This window comes from Paenibacillus sp. JNU01, from assembly GCF_059130585.1.
On the sequence record NZ_CP169723.1, the window covers coordinates 6,514,446 to 6,533,289 of the forward strand.

Sequence of the window (18,844 nt, forward strand, 5' to 3'; positions counted from 1 at the left end):
GGACACAATAAAACCATATTAGGAGGTGTGTGAAGATGGCAGTAATCTCCATGAAGCAGCTTCTCGAAGCTGGGGTACACTTCGGTCACCAAACTCGTCGTTGGAACCCAAAAATGGATCGTTATATCTTCACTGAAAGAAACGGAATTTATATTATCGACTTGCAAAAGACGGTGAAAAAAGTCGAAGAGGCTTACAACTTCGTTAAAGGAATCGCAGGAGAGAATGGTACAATTCTTTTCGTGGGTACTAAGAAACAAGCTCAAGATTCTGTTAAAGAAGAAGCTGAACGCGCTGGTCAATTTTACATCAACCAACGTTGGTTGGGCGGTACCCTGACTAACTTCTCAACTATTCAAAAACGTATCGATCGTTTGAAACAGTTGGAAGCTTGGGAAGAAGACGGTACATTCGCTGTATTGCCTAAAAAAGAAGTTATCTTGCTTCGCAAAGAAAAAGATCGTCTGGAGAAATTCTTGGGCGGTATTAAAAATATGAAAGGCCTGCCAAGCGCCCTGTTCATCATCGATCCACGCAAAGAGCGTATCGCTGTTGCGGAAGCTCGCAAATTGGGTATCCCAATTGTAGGTATCGTTGATACTAACTGCGATCCGGATGAGATCGATTATGTTATCCCAGGTAATGACGACGCGATTCGCGCTGTTAAATTGCTGACAGGTAAAATGGCTGATGCTGTAATCGAAGCTAACCAAGGCGAAGAAACTTCCGCTTAATAGATTCGAACATATGTTATAAACTAAATGAAAAGGGTGGTTGGCAGGTGGATAACCTCTCACTGCCCTTTTTTTAGAGTGTACGTACAATACTTAATTTTGGAGGGAATTTATAATGGCAGTTAATGCGAGTGCAGTAAAAGAACTTCGCGAAAGAACGGGCGCAGGTATGCTCGATTGTAAAAAAGCACTGGAAGAAGCAAACGGTGATGTAACCAAAGCAGCTGAATTGTTGCGTGAGAAAGGTCTTTCCGCAGCAGCGAGCAAAGCTGGCCGTGCAGCAACTGAAGGTGTTGTTGAATCTTACATCCACGCTGGTGGACGTATTGGTGTATTGGTTGAAGTTAACTGTGAAACAGACTTCGTTGGTAAAACGGATCAATTTAAGGATTTCGTTAAAGATGTAGCTATGCAAATTGCTGCAGCTAATCCTAAATTTGTTACACGTGAAGAAGTTCCTGCAGATGAGCTGGAAAAAGAAAAAGAAATTCTGAAAGCTCAAGCTCTTAACGAAGGCAAACCAGAGAAAATCATTGAAAAAATGGTTGAAGGTCGTATTGGTAAATACTACGAAGAGTACTGCCTGATGGAACAAACTTTCGTTAAAGATCCAGACAAAACGATCTCCCAATTGTTGAATGAAAAAATCAGCCAAATTGGTGAAAATATCTCCATCCGTCGTTTCGTTCGTTACGAACTGGGTGAAGGTCTTGAGAAAAAAGTAGACAACTTCGTAGAAGAAGTAATGTCCCAAGTAAACAAATAAGACGGTTTTTAAACCGGCGAGCAGGATTGATTTTCGAAGATATAAGAATGAACATACTTCGAAGCGTAAACTCCCTTATATCTCAGGAAAACAGTGCCTTACCGGTTAAACGTTTTTCCTAAAAGAGCGGAACACAACTGTGTTCCTTTCTTTTTAAGCAGGAGGCCATGCGCGAGAAGTTTTGTTGGTTGAACACCAAGCGTGTTCGATTCAAAGTGGAGGGTGAATAATTGGAACAGCCAGTATTTAAACGTGTTGTCTTAAAGGTCAGCGGAGAGTCTCTTTCCGGTCAAAACGGCTACGGTATTGATGCAGATACGATCTCGTCGATTGCCCAACAGGTAAAAGAGGTTGTTGCACTTGGTGTACAGGTTGCTATTGTATGTGGCGGCGGAAACATCTGGCGCGGAATTGCAGGTAGCGAAAATGGCATCGATCGTGCAACTGCCGATTATATGGGAATGCTGGCGACAGTAATGAACTCGCTGGCACTGCAGGATGCTTTGGAACAGATTGAAGTACCTACGCGTGTACAAACATCTATTGCAATGCAACAAATTGCAGAGCCTTATATTCGTCGTAGAGCTATTCGCCATCTGGAGAAAGGCCGGGTCGTTATTTTTGCAGCAGGTACAGGTAACCCGTTCTTTTCCACGGATACAACAGCAGCACTGCGCGCAGCGGAGATTGAAGCAGAAGTTATCTTGATGGCCAAAAATAAAGTTGATGGTGTATACTCAGCAGATCCGTTTAAAGATAGTACAGCTGTGAAGTTTGATCAGTTGACTTACATGGATATTCTTAACAAAGACCTTGGTGTAATGGATTCAACGGCATCCTCGCTTTGTAAGGACAACAACATCCCGTTGATCGTATTTGCCATTACGGAACAAGGTAACATCAAACGTGTTGTTCTGGGCGAACGTATCGGAACAATCGTTAAAGGGAGTGTAGATTAATGCCACAAGCGGTTAAACAACATGCCGAAGAGCGTATGGAAAAAGCAATTCAAGCATTGCGTCGTGACCTGGCTACTTTGCGTGCAGGCCGCGCAACTCCAGCTCTTCTGGACCGAATTCAGGTAGAGTATTATGGAGCGATGACACCACTGAATCAACTCGCTAATATCAGTACTCCGGATTCCCGTACACTGATGATTCAGCCTTGGGACAAATCTTCCATGGGTGAAATCGAGCGTGCCATCATGAAATCCGATCTGGGTCTTACTCCAGCCAACGATGGTAACATGATTCGTTTGTCTATTCCGGCATTGACGGAAGAACGTAGAGCGGAACTTGTGAAGCTGACTAAGAAGTTCGGTGAAGAAGGTAAAGTAGCGATTCGTAACATTCGCCGTGATGCGAATGATGATATCAAGAAAATGGAAAAGTCCGATATTTCCGAGGATGAATCACGGAGACATCAGGAAGATATCCAAAAATCGACCGACAAGTTTATTGCTGAAGTCGATAAGGTACTCGCTGCCAAAGAAAAAGAAATCATGGAAGTGTAAGACAAGCGCAGCCCCTCCAATACGGTGGGGTTTTGTCTCTTTTTCCAAGCTTCAGATGAAGAAACTTCAGGGATTTTGGAGGAACAGGAATGATCAAACGGGTTCGGTCGTGGTGGAATGGGGCTGACAAGCAGGAAACGCTGACTATATCCGAGGACAATATCCCGCAGCACGTCGCCATCATCATGGACGGCAATGGACGATGGGCCAAACGTTTGGGACTCCCGCGTATAGCCGGGCACCAAAATGGCATGAAGGCGGTCAAACGTGCGACCATCGCGGCGGATGAACTGGGCATCAAATATCTGACGATGTACGCTTTTTCGACAGAAAACTGGACGCGTCCAAAAGAAGAAGTGGATTTTCTGATGCGACTTCCGCAAGAATTTCTGGCCATAGAGCTGGATGAACTAATAGAAAAAAATGTGCGCATTCGCATGATGGGCCAAGAGGAACATTTACCTTCTCATACCATCAATGCCTTGCGGGAAGCCATTCGTCTTACGGAACATAATACAGGTCTCGTTTTGAACTTTGCAATGAACTATGGAAGTCGTCGTGAAATGACGGACTGTGTTAAACAGATTGCTCTGCAAGTAAAATCGGGGGAACTATCTGCAGAGGACATAACACCCGAACTCATTGACAGGCATATGCTGACGGTTGATATGCCTGATCCGGATCTGCTGATCCGGACGAGCGGAGAGCTTAGATTAAGCAACTTTATGCTTTGGCAACTTGCATATAGTGAATTATGGTTTACGGATATATACTGGCCCGAATTTGGCAAAAAGCATTTGCTTGAAGCAGTAGCCGAATATCAGCGCAGAACAAGGCGTTACGGCGGTTTGAAATAGATGGAGGATGAAGCCGTTGAAACAGCGATTAACTACAGGAATCATAGCAGGTGTGTTGTTTTTAGGTTTTTGCATGCTGGGCGGACCCTGGTACCATGGTTTGGTATTGCTTATGGCTCTCATCGGTTATTATGAATTTGTTAAAATGACCGGGGTGAAGCCTTTTTCAGGTGTGGCCCTGATTGGATATGCTGGTGTTTTTGCCATTGTGTTTCCTTGGGAAATGCTTTGGGAGGCCAGACCGCTATCCTTATTTCAGGTCATCTGGATTGTAATGCTTGTACTGATGACCGCTTCGGTTGTTACCAAAAATAAGGTGCCCGTAAATACAGTGGCCATGCTTTTCCTTGGCGTGTTGTATATAGGAATCGGTTTCTATTACATTGCAGAATCCAGACATCTGCATCATGGGTTGTTCTGGACGTTTCTGTTGCTGGGCTCCATATGGGCCAGTGATGCAGGAGCTTACTTTGTAGGGAAACTCATTGGTAGAAATAAGCTGTGGCCTTCCATCAGTCCAAACAAAACCGTGGAGGGTGCATTGGGTGGCATCGTAATTGCAATTGTTACGTCTATTATTTTTGCATTAGTGTCAGATGGTTTGCTTTCCTGGCAGAGAGCAATTGTGATTGGGATTGCCTGTGCAGTTGTAGGTCAGATGGGTGACTTGATCCAGTCTGCTTACAAACGTGTATATAATATCAAGGATTCAGGTAATCTTCTCCCAGGGCATGGAGGCATTCTTGATCGGTGCGACAGCTGGATTGTTGTTTTTCCATTCGTACATATACTAATGCTACTGCCCTATTAAAGAAGAACATAAGTCTGAGATAACAGCATTGTTCGCCGTAGGCATTGGATAATTAAAGATGAGGTGCAGCATGAAAAAAATTGCGATTCTCGGCTCGACCGGTTCCATTGGAACCCAGACACTGGATGTAGTTGACATGCATCCTGAACTCTTTCAAGTGGAGGGACTGGCTGCCGGAGGCAATACAGACCTGCTGATTGAACAAACCAAACGTTACCGACCGAAGAAGGTATCGGTGGGGTCCAAGGAATTGGCGGATAAGGTTGCTCCACATTTGCCTGCAGGAACGCAACTGTTTTATGGCACAGAAGGACTTGTAGAAGTGGCGGCAGGAACTGATGCGCATATGGTTGTAACAGCAGTGGTGGGAAGTGTTGGATTGGAGTCGACGCTTGCAGCCATAGATGCAGGTAAACAGATCGGACTGGCCAACAAGGAGACATTGGTTACGGCAGGGCATATTGTTACTACAAGAGCGACTGCCAAAGGAGTCTCTTTACTACCCATCGATAGCGAGCACTCTGCGATTTTCCAATGCTTGAATGGTGAAAACAGAGAACGCTTGACAGGTATCACGCTAACTGCTTCAGGCGGATCATTCCGTGATCTTACCCGTGAACAGTTGAAGAGTGTGACTATAGAGGATGCGCTTAAACATCCGAATTGGTCAATGGGTTCCAAAATTACGATAGACTCGGCAACCATGGTTAACAAGGGACTTGAAGTGATTGAAGCACATTGGTTATTTGGTCTTCAATATGATCAGATTAATGTATTGCTTCATCCAGAGAGTGTGATTCATTCTTATGTGGAATTGGATGACACCAGCATCATCGCCCAACTGGGGAATCCGGATATGCGAGTTCCAATTCAATATGCATTGACTTACCCTGACCGTCTGCCATCGCCAGCACAGCGTCTGTCTCTTGCTCAAGTTGGGAAATTACATTTCCGCGAGATGGATATGGAGCGGTTCCCATGTTTAAGAATGGCATATGAGTGTGGTAAAATGGGAGGAACCGCAACAACGGCGTTTAATGCAGCCAACGAGGTTGCCGTAGCCCGTTTCTTGCGTAAAGAGATATCATTCCTTAAAATAGAAGATATTATTGCTTCTGTGCTGGAAGCACACCACAATGTGGACGAGCCTGATCTGCAGGAAATCGCCCGTTGTGATCAGGAGAGCCGTAAGCTTGCGTCCGGTCTGTAATCTCTTTTTTCATAACAAATTGGAAGAAGTGATTCTCTTGTGCGGCATCAGAGAATAATGATAATCTAGAGGGACAGACTGCGGTATGTGCCGTGAAGGAGGATGGATAGGGATTGGAAACCATACAAGTGGTATTTCTAACGGTGCTCATGTTCTTTGTCATCGTGACGGTTCATGAATGGGGGCATTACTATTTTGCCAAACGCGCCGGTATTCTTGTACGGGAATTTGCGATCGGTTTTGGTCCCAAATTGTTCTCATATAAAAGAAACGAGACCCAGTTTACATTGCGTTTGTTGCCTTTTGGTGGATATGCACGGATGGCAGGGGAAGATCCGGAACTGGTAGAGATCCAAGAAGGACAGACCATTGCGGTAAGATCAGCGGATGACCAGGTGAAGATGATCTATCTGGACCAGCTGGATAACCGTAAAAATGTAATACGTGGTGAAGTCATCTCCATTGACATGGAGAATGCCCTGAAGCTTCAACTTGATGTAGATGGTGAAATTCAGGAATACCGAATACATCCCCAAGCGATGTTGGTAAGTCGGGGTAAACAAACGCAGATTGCACCGAAAGATCGTCAATTTGGAAGCAAAACGGTTGGACAGCGTGCGTTGGCTATTTTTGCTGGCCCGCTGATGAACTTTATTTTGGCCTTTGTGCTGTTCGCTGTATATGCGCAAATGGCAGGAGTTCCGGTGGAGAACCCTAAAAATCTCCAAATTGGCGAAGTGCTTGAAGGTGGGGCAGCTGATCAGGCGAACCTGCAAAAGGGCGATATTATCGAGACGATTAATGGTACTGCTATTGGTACAGATTCACAAAAAATGGTGTCGATGATTGCCGACTCCAAAGACAAGCCGATGGAATGGACACTGCGCCGGGGTTCGGATACGTTTAATATAACGATTACTCCACGTGCTGTAGAGGGACAAGAAGGCGGTAAAGTGGGGATCGTACCTACGCTACCAACCCGATCTGTTGGATTTGCAGAGACATTTAAAGTCTCAGGTGTGGCCATGGTTGATACAACCAAAGTGATATTTGAAGGTTTTAAACATCTGATCAATCAATTCAACATGGATGATATTGGTGGTCCGGTTCGTACATTTGAAGTAACAGGGCAAATTGCCAAGCAAGGGATTGAGCAGTTAACGAGATGGGCAGCGATTTTGAGTCTGTATCTTGGGATATTCAACCTGCTACCAATACCTGCACTGGACGGCAGCCGCCTGGTATTTTTGGGAATTGAAGCGCTGCGCGGCAGACCAGTTGATCCCAATCGGGAAGGTATGGTTCATTTCATCGGATTTGCGATGTTGTTCGTCTTGATGTTGGCAGTAACGTATAATGATATATTACGTTTAATTAACGGATAATTACGTTTGGACTATGCTCTGAACTTTTCTTTCAGAGTATAGTCGTTATGGGAGGACGCTGGAGTCTTATGTCAAAGGAAAATGATAAACAGTTCGTGACCGAAATCACACCACAGGGTGAGGATTTCTCACGCTGGTATATTGATGTTATCAAAAAAGCTGATCTCATGGACTATGCACCCGTACGCGGTTGTATTGTGTTCAAACCAGACGGATTTGAAATCTGGGAACATATTAAGGATGAGTTGGATCGTCGTTTCCGGGAAACGGGTCATCGCAATGCGTATTTCCCAATGTTCATTCCTGAGAGCTTCTTTCAAAAGGAAAAAGAACACGTGGAAGGGTTTAACCCTGAATTACCATGGGTTACGGAAGCTGGGGGAGAGAAGCTGGAAGAACGTCTGGCAATCCGCCCTACATCCGAAACGATTATTGGTCACATGTATTCCAAGTGGATTCAGTCGTATCGGGATCTTCCAGTACTGATCAACCAATGGGCTAACGTAGTTCGTTGGGAAAAAAGAACGTTGCCTTTCCTTCGCACAAGTGAGTTCCTGTGGCAGGAAGGTCATACTGCGCATGAGACCGAAGAAGAAGCACGGGAAGAAACGATGAAAATGCTTGAGATTTATCGTGAAGTCGTTGAGGAGTATTTGGCTATCCCTGTAATTGTCGGTCAAAAAACCAAATCCGAGAAGTTTGCGGGTGCGGTGGACACGTACTCCATTGAAGCCATGATGAAGGATGGACGGGCTGTACAAGCAGGTACATCTCACTACATGGGTACGAACTTTGCAAAAGCATTTGAAATTCAGTATCTTAGCCGGAACAATGTACTGGAGTTGGCCTACACTACTTCATGGGGAGTAAGCACACGTTTGATCGGTGCATTAATTATGGTTCACGGGGATGACCGTGGTCTCGTACTTCCTCCTAAAGTTGCACCGACACAAGTGGTCATGATCCCAATTGGACCTCCGAAAACGCGTGATGCTGTGGTTGGGCGTGCAGATGAACTGTTCACTGAGTTGAAAAAAGCTGGAGTCCGTGTGAAAATGGATGATCGCAGCGACGTTCGCCCAGGCTGGAAGTTCAACGAATACGAGATGCGTGGTGTTCCGATTCGTCTGGAGATTGGTCCACGTGATATGGAAAATGGCGTTTGTGTACTCGTATCACGGATCACAGGTGAGAAAAAAGTTGTAGAACAAGCGAACTTGGTAGACGAAATCCAGTCTATGCTGACACAGATTCAGGTAGATATGTTAGAGCGTGCTCGCACATTTATGTCGGATAACTTCTACTCCGTGGATACACTCGATGAGATGAAAGAACTGATGGAAAATAAACGCGGGTTTACTCTGGCTGGATGGTGCGGTTCAGAAGCTTGCGAAGATAAAGTAAGAGAAGTCACTGGTGCAACAAGCCGGAACATTCCGTTCCAGCCTGCGGAAGAAAAGCATACGTGCCTGGCTTGTGGTGAAAAGGCAGAACACACGGTTGTGTTTGCAAGAGCGTATTAAGTCAGGATAACCTGACGAAGAGCACTTTTTCACCAGTTGAGTAATAAATGGGAGCTTCTGTCGGATAAAATGAGTCGGTGCGAGTTCGGATCGGTGACATTTTTGAATGCAGGGGCTTTTCATGCTTTAAGGGGGTACAAGGAGGAACACGATGAGCGGATTTGATGAGAAGAGAAAACGGTTTGAGTTGTTGATGAAACAGGCAGAGCTTCCATCTGGTCTGTTAGATCCCTATTTTTTAGATGGATGGATTGAACAAGTAGAGACCAATCGAACTAATCGGGAATGGAATATTCTGATTGCGAAGGATACATTAGTACCGGCTCCAATCTATCGCACATTTTGTCTGCATATTCAAGAGAAGATGAATCATATCGCCAAAATTTCATTTGGCTTTAAATATACGGACAAGGTACAGAATGGCGATATCGTTAGTGAATATTGGAATTTGTTTCGGGAGTGGGTTACACGTGAGATTCCATCCGTGAATGGTTGGATGAACCGGACTACGTTTGAATGTGAAGCAGATCTCCTGCAACTGACGATGAGTGATGCAACATCAATGGAATTGGCTCGTAAGAAACAGATTGATCAGGCCATTAAGACGTTCTATGAAAAATATTTTCATCTACCGCTCCGCATCAAGATGCAAGTAGGCGAAGTGGGAAGCAATAAAGAGGCCATGGAACAGTTCCAGGCCCAAAAACGTGTTGAGGAACTTGAAGTCATCGAAAAGATGATGAGTGAAGTGGATACAGAAATCCCGGTGGATGAGGAGCAGGGCGATCTGCGTTTGCAGATGGGTTACGATATCAAGGAGCCAGCAGTGCCTATGCAGGAAATCCAGGATGAAGAGAAAAAGGTTACGCTTCAAGGTACGGTGTTTGGTCTGGATCGCAAAGAACTGCGAAACGGCAATACGTTGTTTACCTTCTATCTAACCGACTTCACGGACTCCATGCAAATGAAGATGTTTGCCAAAACAAAAGAGGATGTTAAAATTCTCAGTTTGCTTGCTAATGGTAAATGGGTAAAAGTGCGTGGTCGTGTAGAGTACGACCGGTTTATGCAAATTCCTGAACTTGCAATGATTCCATCCGATCTGATTGAAGTCAAAGCACCTCCTTCTCGCAAAGACAATGCACCAGAGAAGCGGGTGGAGTTCCATCTGCACTCTACGATGAGTACCATGGATGCTGTAACTTCAATTGACACATACGTGAAAATGGCAGCAGAGTGGGGTCATAAGGCCATTGCTGTCAGTGATCATGGCGGGGTGCAGGTATATCCCGAGGCTTCCAAGGCTGCTAAGAAAAATGGAATTAAAATGATCTACGGTCTTGAGGCTAATGTCGTGAATGACTCTGTCGCAGTTGTAATGGCTCCGCAGCCTTTGGATCTGCAAACCGCGACATACATCGTATTTGATATCGAGACCACAGGTCTTTCGGTTACGCAGAACAAAATTATTGAGATTGCTGCCGTGAAGATGCAAGATGGCAAAGAAATCGACCGGTTTGCGACCTTTGTCAATCCGCATGAGCGTATTCCCTACAACATTCAGCAATTGACGAATATTAATGATGACATGGTAAAAGACGCACCTGAACTTGAGCCTGTTATTCGTGATTTTGTGCAGTTTGCGGGAGATGGTGTACTTGTTGCCCATAATGCACGTTTTGATATGGGCTTTATCCAAGCTTCCCTGAAGCAAATTGGACTGCCGGAGCTCCCTAACCCGGTTCTTGATACGTTGGAACTGGCGCGATTGTTATTTCCGAAAAATAAAAACCACCGTCTGAATACGATGGCGGATAAATATAAGGTTGGACTCGAAAGCCATCACCGTGCCATTGATGATACGGTTGCACTCGCGGGTATCCTGATTGGACTGCTAAATGATGCTGCACAGATGAAAGGTTTGACGAGGCTCGATCGTTTGAATGATTATGTGGGTGTCGATTTGTCGAATACAAGACCTTTTCATTGTGGAATCTATGCACTGAATGATATCGGTAAGAAAAATCTATATAAGCTGGTATCTCTCTCTCATACGGAACATTTCAAGCGTGTACCTTGCATTCCCAAATCAAAACTGATTAATTTGCGTGAAGGCCTTGTTGTGATATCGGGCTGTGAAAAAGGGGAGTTTTTCGAAGCGGTACTTAACAAATCGCTCGAAGAAGCGGAAGAGATCGCCGAGTTCTACGACATACTGGAGATCCAACCACTTACCATGTATATGCATTTGGTGGATAAAGGTCTGGTGGCTACACCCGAAGAGATCAAAACAGCGATCCGTAAAGTCATTGATATAGGTGCAAAGCTTAACAAACCGGTCATAGCCACAGGTAACGTGCACTATCTGGAGCCGCGTGACAAGTTATATCGGGATATCACCATTCACGGAATTACAGGATTTAGTCCACTGAAAGATCAACGTAAACCGGATGCACATTTTAGAACGACAGAGGAGATGCTGGAAGAGTTCCAGTTCCTCGGTCAAGACAAAGCATACGAGGTTGTTGTTACTAATACGGTGGAGTTGTCTGACCGATTTGAGGAAATTAAGTTATTCCCGGACAAACTGTTTACTCCGATTCTGGAAGGTGCGGACGAAGAAATTCGTAATACCTGCTATAACACTGCCAAGTCCATCTATGGCGAAGAATTACCAGAAGTAATCGTGGCACGACTGGAGAAAGAACTCATTCCAATTATTAAATATGGTTTTTCTGCCAACTATCTGATCTCGGAACGCTTGGTTAAAAAATCGAATCAGGATGGTTATCTCGTAGGTTCGCGGGGATCGGTAGGCTCCTCTGTCGTTGCTACATTCCTGGGTATATCCGAGGTTAATCCGCTGCCAGCTCATTATATTTGTGTGAATTCAGAATGCAAATACAGCGAGTGGTTCTTGGATGGTAGTGTTCGGAGTGGATTTGACCTTCCAGAGAAAGAATGTCCGAATTGTGGTGGTACGCTTAAAGGAGAAGGCCAGGATATTCCGTTTGAGACTTTCCTTGGCTTTAAAGGAGATAAAGTTCCCGATATTGACTTGAACTTCTCTGGTGATTATCAGCCTCATGCTCATAACTATACGAAAGTACTGTTTAGTGAGAAGAGTGTTTTCCGTGCCGGGACCATTGGTACGGTGGCTGAGAAAACAGCATTTGGTTTTGCCAAGAAATATGAGGAAGAACATCACAAGAAATGGCGCGGAGCTGAATTGAATCGATTGGCTTCGGGATGTACAGGGGTAAAACGGAGCACTGGACAACACCCCGGCGGTATTGTGGTGGTTCCTGATTACATCGAGGTCGAAGACGTTACACCTGTTCAATTCCCGGCTGATGACGTTAATGCAGAGTGGAAAACGACACACTTTGATTATCATGCTTTTGAAGAAAACTTGCTGAAACTTGATATTCTGGGACACGATGATCCGACGATGATGCGGATGTTGCAGGATTTGACAGGGGTCGATCCAACGACCATTCCGATGAATGATCCCAAAGTCATGAGCATGTTTAACTCCACCGAAGCGCTGGGAGTTACACCGGAACAGCTTCGGTCGCCAGTTGCGACATTTGGTGTGCCAGAGATGGGAACGAAGTTTGTACGTCAGATGCTTGTTGAATCCCAGCCGACATCTTTTGCCGATTTACTGCAAATCTCCGGATTGTCACATGGTACAGGGGTATGGCTTGGAAACGCTCAGGATCTGATTAAGAACGGAACGTGCAACATTAAGACTGTAATCGGTTGTCGGGATGACATCATGTTATTCCTGATCTATAAAACGGGAATGGACGCCAGTCTGGCCTTTAAAATCACGGAGAGCGTTCGTAAGGGACGTGGTTTGCCACAGGAATGGATTGACGAGATGAAGAATTGTAAAGTGCCTCAATGGTACATTGATTCCTGTCTCAAAATCCAGTACATGTTCCCGAAGGCTCACGCGGCCGCTTATGTTATTTCAGCAGTACGTACGGCGTTCTTCAAGCTATACCATCCGATTGAATATTACGCAACCTACTTTACCGTGCGGGCGGATGAGATTGATATCGAACTGATGTGTCAGGGATATGATGCGATCTATCGAAAAATAACGGAAATTGAGCAATTGGGTTTCCAGGCACCTCCAAAAGAGAAAAACATGTTGCCTGTCTTGGAAATGGGTCTGGAAATGACAGCACGCGGATTCTCGCTGAAATCCATTGACTTATACCGTTCGGAAGCAACGAAGTTCATCGTTGACGGAAATTCATTAATCCCTCCATTTTCGGCGCTGGCAGGAATCGGTGATAATGCCGCTCGTAATATTGCTGCAGCTAGAGATCATGGTGAGTTTCTGTCGGTTGAGGACTTCCAGCAGAAGTCGAAAGCAAGTAAGACCATTGTTGAACTGCTGTCGAATATGGGATGTTTCCGCGGCTTGCCAGAGAGCAATCAGCTTTCTCTTTTCTAGGCCTGAATTTGGATCTTAAAATGGTGATTGATGGGAGCAACGTAATTTTTCCTTCATTAGTAAGTAAACCGCCTGAATCATCGCTTACTTGTCACTATTACCAGACTATGTTATAATTTTTGAAGTGAACGAGATAGTACGAATTTCTAAAGAGTGGGGAAACCCACTCTTTAGTCTTTGGTATACAAGAATCTTGGGTATTGAATAATCTGCCAGTGCTTTTTTGCTGGTGTAACCTAAGTTGGAGGTTATTGGTTTTGAGCACAACGAACATTAAATCTACCGTGGAAGAAATGATCCAACCCTACTTGAACGAACAAGGCTTCGAGCTGGTTGACATCGAATACGTCAAAGAAGGCAGCAACTGGTTTTTACGGGTGTATGTCGACAAAGAGGGTGGCATCGACATCGACGATTGCGTCTTGATCAGCGAAAAGCTGAGCGCCAAGCTGGATGAGAACGATCCGATTCCAACCATCTATTTCCTTGAAGTGTCTTCTCCCGGTGCGGAGCGTCCACTGAAAAAACCTGAGGACGTTACCAAAGCTGTAGGCAAAAATGTTTTTGTTACAACCTACGAGCCGGTGAACGGATTGAAGGAATTTGAAGGCAAGCTGCTTTCCTTTGATGACGGGGAACTCGTGATTGAAGCGGGTAAAAAACAGCATGCCATTTCTTATGATAAGGTTGCCAGTGCGCGCCTAGCTATTTTGTTTTAAGTGCCTTGTTCACTTTATTAATGAAAAAGACACATCTCACGATAACGGCAAGGTGCTCATGAGTTCAGAGCCTTTCGCCGTTTTATGTATGAGATGCCATGTTTGAAAGGGGGATCAACATTCATGAGTATGGATTTTATTGAAGCAATGAATGAATTGGAACGGGAAAAAGGGATCAGCAAGGATGTGCTGTTTGAAGCGATCGAGGCTGCACTAATTTCCAGCTACAAGCGGAATTTCAACACGGCCCAGAATGTGCGTGTTGACATGAACCGTAATACGGGAGTTATACGGGTGTATGCCCGCAAATTGATCGTGGAAGAAGTCCTGGATTCACGTACCGAAATTTCATTGCCTGCTGCACGAGAAATCAACCCACACTTCCAGCTGGAAGATATTGCGGAGATTGAAGTTACGCCGCGTGATTTCGGACGTATCGCCGCACAGACTGCCAAACAGGTAGTGACCCAGCGGATTCGTGAAGCCGAACGCGGCCTGATCTACAACGCTTTCGTAGATAAGGAAGAAGATATCGTTACGGGAGTGGTGCAGCGTCAGGATTTGCGCAATATCTACATCGATCTGGGCAAAATCGAAGCGGCTCTACCGCTAACCGAATTGATGCCGAACGAGAAGTTTGTTCATGGTGACCGTATTAAGGCGTATATCACCAAGGTCGAGAATACGACCAAAGGGCCGCAAATCATCTTGTCCCGTACCCATCCGGGTCTCTTGAAACGTCTCTTTGAACTGGAAGTGCCTGAGATCTTTGACGGTGTAGTTGAAATTCGCTCCGTCGCTCGCGAAGCAGGGTTCCGCTCCAAGATTGCCGTACATTCCCGCAACGAGGAAGTTGATCCAGTTGGATCTTGTGTAGGTCCTAAGGGAATGCGCGTGCAGACCATTGTGGGTGAGCTGCGCGGTGAAAAAATCGACATCGTTCGTTTCTCCGATCAGGTAGACGAATATGTTGCCAATGCACTGAGTCCTTCCAAAGTGTTGGAAGTTCATGTATTTGAGGAAGAAAAGATGGCTCGGGTTATCGTTCCGGACTATCAACTGTCGCTCGCAATTGGTATCAAAGGCCAAAATGCCAGATTGGCAGCCAAATTAACTGGCTGGAAAATAGACATTAAGAGCGAGAGCCAGGCGGAACAGGAATTCGGCAGAGAAAAAGATTCTTCTTCTGAAATGCATCAGGATTCCGTCTCCGTCGACTAAAGTAAAGTACGGGGGGCGCTGACGTATGAAACCAAAAAAAGTGCCGCTGCGCAAATGTGTGGCATGCCAGGAAATGATGCCCAAAAAGCAGCTGATTCGCATCGTTAAAACGCCAGAGGATGAAGTGCTGATCGATTTGACTGGCAAAAAATCCGGACGTGGTGCCTATTTATGCGGCAAAGAGTCCTGTTTTAAGCTCGCACTCAAAAACCGGGCTTTGGATCGGGCGTTAAAAGGCAAAGTCTCACCTGAAATTTACGAGCAACTAGCAGCTGACTTCATCGCGGTTGAGGATGAATTCATAGCAGCACAGGAGCGTGAAAATGACTAATATTAAAACGCTGTCTTATCTGGGACTCTCTATGCGTGCAGGTAAACTTGTAACAGGTGAAGAAATTGTACTTAAAGCGATCCGTTCTTCCGAAGCTAAAATGGTTATTGTTGCGGGTGACGCCTCAGCCAATACACAAAAGAAATTTCGCGATAAATGCGGAACTTATAAGGTTCCTCTGTTGATCGGATTTGACCGGGATAGTCTGGGTTCAAGTATCGGTAAAGACACGCGTGTTGTTCTTGCAGTAACGGATCGAGGGTTTGCAAAAATGATCTCCAAGCAAGTCGGTATAATGTCGGAGGTGGAGTATATTGAGTAAACAGGAAAACAAGGATAAATTGCGAGTTTATGAATATGCGAAGTCCCTTAATATGAGTAGTAAAGAAATTATAACCATTCTTAAAAAGCTGGAAATTCCCGTAAACAATCATATGAGTGTCATGGAGAATGGTTCAGTCGGTAAGGTGGAACAATTTTTTAAAGATATAAAATCCACTGCTGCTTCCAAAAAAGGCAACGAAGCAAAACCAGTTGCTACTTCGGCAGTACGCAGTGACAAACCAGTGGACAGCAACAAGCCGGCCGGCGGAGTGAACACGCCGAATAGCAGTAACACATCCGGTAGTCCCGTACAAACAAAAATACAACAGGAAAAGCAGGTAGGTATGAACAATAGACCAAATTCCAACAATAACAATGGCACCCAAAGACCCAGCGGCCAAGACAGCCGCAACAGAACGAACTCTTCCCAAGGCTCAAGCCAAGGAGGACAATCAACTAACCGTCCAAGACCGGCTCAAGGTGGACAAAGCAGTACTGCATCCCGTCCGCAAGGAACGGGTCAACGTCCAAATAACAGCGGTGGCGGTCAAGTAAGAACTTCAGGACCTAACAGCGGCGGTAATACAGGTACTGGCGGCAACCGTAGCGGTGGCCAAGGTCAGAGCCAAGGACAAGGCCAACGCAGAAGTGGCCCAGGTGGTACTACTGGCAACAATAACAATAGTGGCAACCGTTCAAACAGCGGTGGCGGTGGACGTCGTTATGATGACAATCGTGGTGGCAACTATCGTGGTAACCGTGGTGGCAAGAACAATCGCAACAGAAATCAACAACAGTACCAGCAACGTGAGAAAATTGATAACACACCTAAGAAAATCATCGTTCGTGGTGATATGACCGTTGGTGAAACAGCGAAGTTGCTCCATAAGGATGCTTCCGAAGTTATCAAAAAACTCATCGCGATGGGTGTTATGGCAACAATCAACCAAGAACTTGATATCGAAACAATTCTGCTGCTTTCTGGAGAGTTCGGTGTCGAAGTTGAAGTGAAGATTGTGCTCGAAGATGACCGTTTCGAAACACTGGAAGAGAATGATGATCCTGCAGATTTGCAGTCTCGTCCTCCAGTAGTAACCATCATGGGACACGTTGACCATGGTAAAACGACATTGCTTGACGCGATTCGTTCTACGAATGTAACAGGCGGCGAAGCAGGCGGAATCACGCAACACATCGGTGCGTATCAAGTTGAAATCAACAACAAGAAAATTACGTTCCTGGATACTCCGGGTCACGAAGCGTTTACAGCGATGCGTGCGCGTGGAGCACAGGTTACGGATATTACAATTATTGTTGTTGCTGCGGATGACGGTGTTATGCCACAAACGGTTGAGGCCATTAACCATGCCAAAGCTGCTGGGCTTCCAATTATCGTAGCTGTCAATAAAATCGATAAACCGGGTGCTGATCCGGATAAAGTAAAACAAGAATTGACTAACTATGAACTCGTTCCGGAAGAATGGGGCGGAGATACCATCTTTGTTAACGTGTCTGCGAAACAAAGAATGGGTCTGGAAGGTCTGCTTGAAATGATTCTGCTCGTTGCAGAAGTGAACGAATACAAAGCTAACCCGGACAAACGTGCCCGTGGTACAGTGATCGAAGCCGAGCTGGATAAAGGACGTGGCCCAGTTGCCCGTATCCTCGTACAGCACGGTACATTGAAAGTCGGAGATGCTTTCGTAGCAGGTAACTGCTTCGGTCGTGTCCGTGCGATGGTCAATGATAAAGGTCGTCGTCTGAAAGAAGCTGGACCTTCAACACCTGTCGAAATCACAGGTCTGACAGAAGTTCCAGGTGCTGGAGATCCATTCATGGTGTTTGAAGATGAGCGCAAGGCGCGTTCCATCGCTGACAAACGTGCGATTACGCAACGTGAATCCGATCTGGGGACACATACTCGCGTAACGTTGGATGATCTGTTCCAACACATTAAAGATGGCGAGATCAAAGATCTGAACGTTATCATCAAAGGTGACGTACAAGGTTCGGTTGAAGCATTGAAAGGTTCCCTTGCTAAGATCGAAGTTGAAGGTGTTCGCGTGAAAATCATTCATAGCGGCGCTGGTGCAATCACTGAGTCCGACATCATTTTGGCTGCAGCATCCAATGCCATCGTAATTGGTTTCAACGTTCGTCCTGATAACCAGGCGAAAGCAACTGCAGATCAAGAGCAAGTAGACATCCGTCTGCATCGCGTAATCTACAGTGTTATCGAAGAAATTGAACAAGCGATGAAAGGAATGCTTGATCCGATCTACAAAGAAAAAGTTATTGGTCATGCTGAGGTTCGTAGCACGTTCTCCATCAGTAAAGTGGGTACCATCGCTGGTTGTATGGTTACCTCAGGTAAAATTACGCGTTCTGCGGAAGCACGCCTGATTCGTGATGGCATCGTCCTTTACGAAGGTAAGCTGGATTCCCTGAAACGTTATAAAGATGATGCCAAAGAAGTAGCCCAAGGCTATGAGTGCGGTATCACACTGGATAAATATAATGATCTCAAAGAGGGCGACGTTATCGAAGCCTTCATCATGGAGACAGTACAACGATAAGCAAGGAAGCATGAGGTGAACAACAATGGCTAAGATTCGTACAGGTAGAGTGGGCGAGCAAATCAAGAAAGAATTGAGTTTGCTCATCCAGTCTGAACTGAAGGACCCGCGTATCGGCTTTATTACCGTAACGGGAGTCGAAGTGACAGGAGACTTGTCGCAAGCCAAAGTTTATCTGAGTGTCTTCGGTGAACAGGAACAAAAAGATAACTCGCTCAAAGCACTGGCAAAAGCAAATGGATTTTTGCGTTCCGAGCTGGGCAAACGTATCCGGTTTCGTCATGTTCCCGAGTTGATATTCAAGATTGACGAATCCATCGCTTATGGTAGCCGAATTGAGAAGCTGCTTGGCGATATTGGTTCCGACAAGAACGAATCCCAGTAACAGAATAGAGGAGACGGC

At 45.4% G+C, this 18,844-nt stretch carries 16 protein-coding genes; all 16 read left to right on the forward strand.

What is annotated here, in order from left to right:
- The first annotated feature begins 35 nt into the window (after nucleotides 1-35).
- Nucleotides 36-734, forward strand: a complete 699-nt coding sequence (gene rpsB / locus NLBNIHML_RS28680) for a 30S ribosomal protein S2 (protein ID WP_024630243.1) — start codon at nucleotides 36-38, stop codon at nucleotides 732-734.
- Nucleotides 735-849: 115 nt separating this feature from the next.
- On the forward strand, nucleotides 850-1,500 hold the full coding sequence (gene tsf / locus NLBNIHML_RS28685; protein ID WP_124114084.1) for a translation elongation factor Ts: 651 nt from the start codon (nucleotides 850-852) through the stop codon (nucleotides 1,498-1,500).
- A 230-nt stretch (nucleotides 1,501-1,730) separates the two neighbouring features.
- Entirely contained in the window at nucleotides 1,731-2,459 is a 729-nt protein-coding gene (gene pyrH / locus NLBNIHML_RS28690) for a UMP kinase (RefSeq protein ID WP_017689153.1), read from the forward strand.
- A complete protein-coding gene (frr, locus tag NLBNIHML_RS28695; protein ID WP_253433837.1) occupies nucleotides 2,459-3,013 on the forward strand; it encodes a ribosome recycling factor in 555 nt (184 codons plus the stop codon). The genes pyrH and frr overlap by 1 nt, the downstream gene beginning before the upstream one ends.
- Nucleotides 3,014-3,102: 89 nt before the next feature.
- Nucleotides 3,103-3,870 (forward strand): undecaprenyl pyrophosphate synthase, encoded by a 768-nt coding sequence (gene uppS / locus NLBNIHML_RS28700; RefSeq protein ID WP_017689151.1) that lies wholly within the window; start codon nucleotides 3,103-3,105, stop codon nucleotides 3,868-3,870.
- Between the two features lie 16 nt (nucleotides 3,871-3,886).
- The gene (locus NLBNIHML_RS28705; protein ID WP_339241625.1) at nucleotides 3,887-4,681 is read left to right on the forward strand and encodes a phosphatidate cytidylyltransferase; all 795 of its coding nucleotides are present in this window, start codon (nucleotides 3,887-3,889) and stop codon (nucleotides 4,679-4,681) included.
- A 70-nt stretch (nucleotides 4,682-4,751) separates the two neighbouring features.
- Complete coding sequence (locus NLBNIHML_RS28710; protein ID WP_494353318.1) at nucleotides 4,752-5,891, forward strand: 1-deoxy-D-xylulose-5-phosphate reductoisomerase; 1,140 nt, start codon at nucleotides 4,752-4,754, stop codon at nucleotides 5,889-5,891.
- 113 nt (nucleotides 5,892-6,004) lie between these two features.
- Entirely contained in the window at nucleotides 6,005-7,276 is a 1,272-nt protein-coding gene (gene rseP / locus NLBNIHML_RS28715) for an RIP metalloprotease RseP (RefSeq protein WP_339302971.1), read from the forward strand.
- A gap of 68 nt (nucleotides 7,277-7,344) precedes the next feature.
- Nucleotides 7,345-8,799: a proline--tRNA ligase gene (proS, locus tag NLBNIHML_RS28720; protein ID WP_494353319.1), complete on the forward strand. Its 1,455-nt coding sequence runs from the start codon at nucleotides 7,345-7,347 to the stop codon at nucleotides 8,797-8,799.
- A 151-nt stretch (nucleotides 8,800-8,950) separates the two neighbouring features.
- Nucleotides 8,951-13,270 (forward strand): PolC-type DNA polymerase III, encoded by a 4,320-nt coding sequence (locus NLBNIHML_RS28725; protein WP_494353320.1) that lies wholly within the window; start codon nucleotides 8,951-8,953, stop codon nucleotides 13,268-13,270.
- Nucleotides 13,271-13,527: 257 nt separating this feature from the next.
- A complete protein-coding gene (gene rimP / locus NLBNIHML_RS28730; protein WP_062833826.1) occupies nucleotides 13,528-13,989 on the forward strand; it encodes a ribosome maturation factor RimP in 462 nt (153 codons plus the stop codon).
- Between the two features lie 123 nt (nucleotides 13,990-14,112).
- Nucleotides 14,113-15,210, forward strand: coding sequence for a transcription termination factor NusA (gene nusA, locus NLBNIHML_RS28735; protein ID WP_062833827.1), 1,098 nt, complete (start codon nucleotides 14,113-14,115; stop codon nucleotides 15,208-15,210).
- A gap of 25 nt (nucleotides 15,211-15,235) precedes the next feature.
- Nucleotides 15,236-15,541 carry an RNase P modulator RnpM gene (gene rnpM / locus NLBNIHML_RS28740; RefSeq protein WP_339260457.1) on the forward strand — a complete coding sequence of 102 codons (306 nt, stop codon included), beginning with the start codon at nucleotides 15,236-15,238 and terminating at the stop codon, nucleotides 15,539-15,541.
- Nucleotides 15,534-15,863: a L7Ae/L30e/S12e/Gadd45 family ribosomal protein gene (locus NLBNIHML_RS28745; protein ID WP_017689142.1), complete on the forward strand. Its 330-nt coding sequence runs from the start codon at nucleotides 15,534-15,536 to the stop codon at nucleotides 15,861-15,863. Before rnpM ends, NLBNIHML_RS28745 begins: the two co-directional genes overlap by 8 nt.
- The gene (gene infB / locus NLBNIHML_RS28750; protein ID WP_339241635.1) at nucleotides 15,856-18,441 is read left to right on the forward strand and encodes a translation initiation factor IF-2; all 2,586 of its coding nucleotides are present in this window, start codon (nucleotides 15,856-15,858) and stop codon (nucleotides 18,439-18,441) included. The genes NLBNIHML_RS28745 and infB overlap by 8 nt, the downstream gene beginning before the upstream one ends.
- 25 nt (nucleotides 18,442-18,466) lie before the next feature.
- On the forward strand, nucleotides 18,467-18,826 hold the full coding sequence (gene rbfA, locus NLBNIHML_RS28755) for a 30S ribosome-binding factor RbfA (RefSeq protein WP_062833829.1): 360 nt from the start codon (nucleotides 18,467-18,469) through the stop codon (nucleotides 18,824-18,826).
- Nucleotides 18,827-18,844 lie beyond the last annotated feature (18 nt).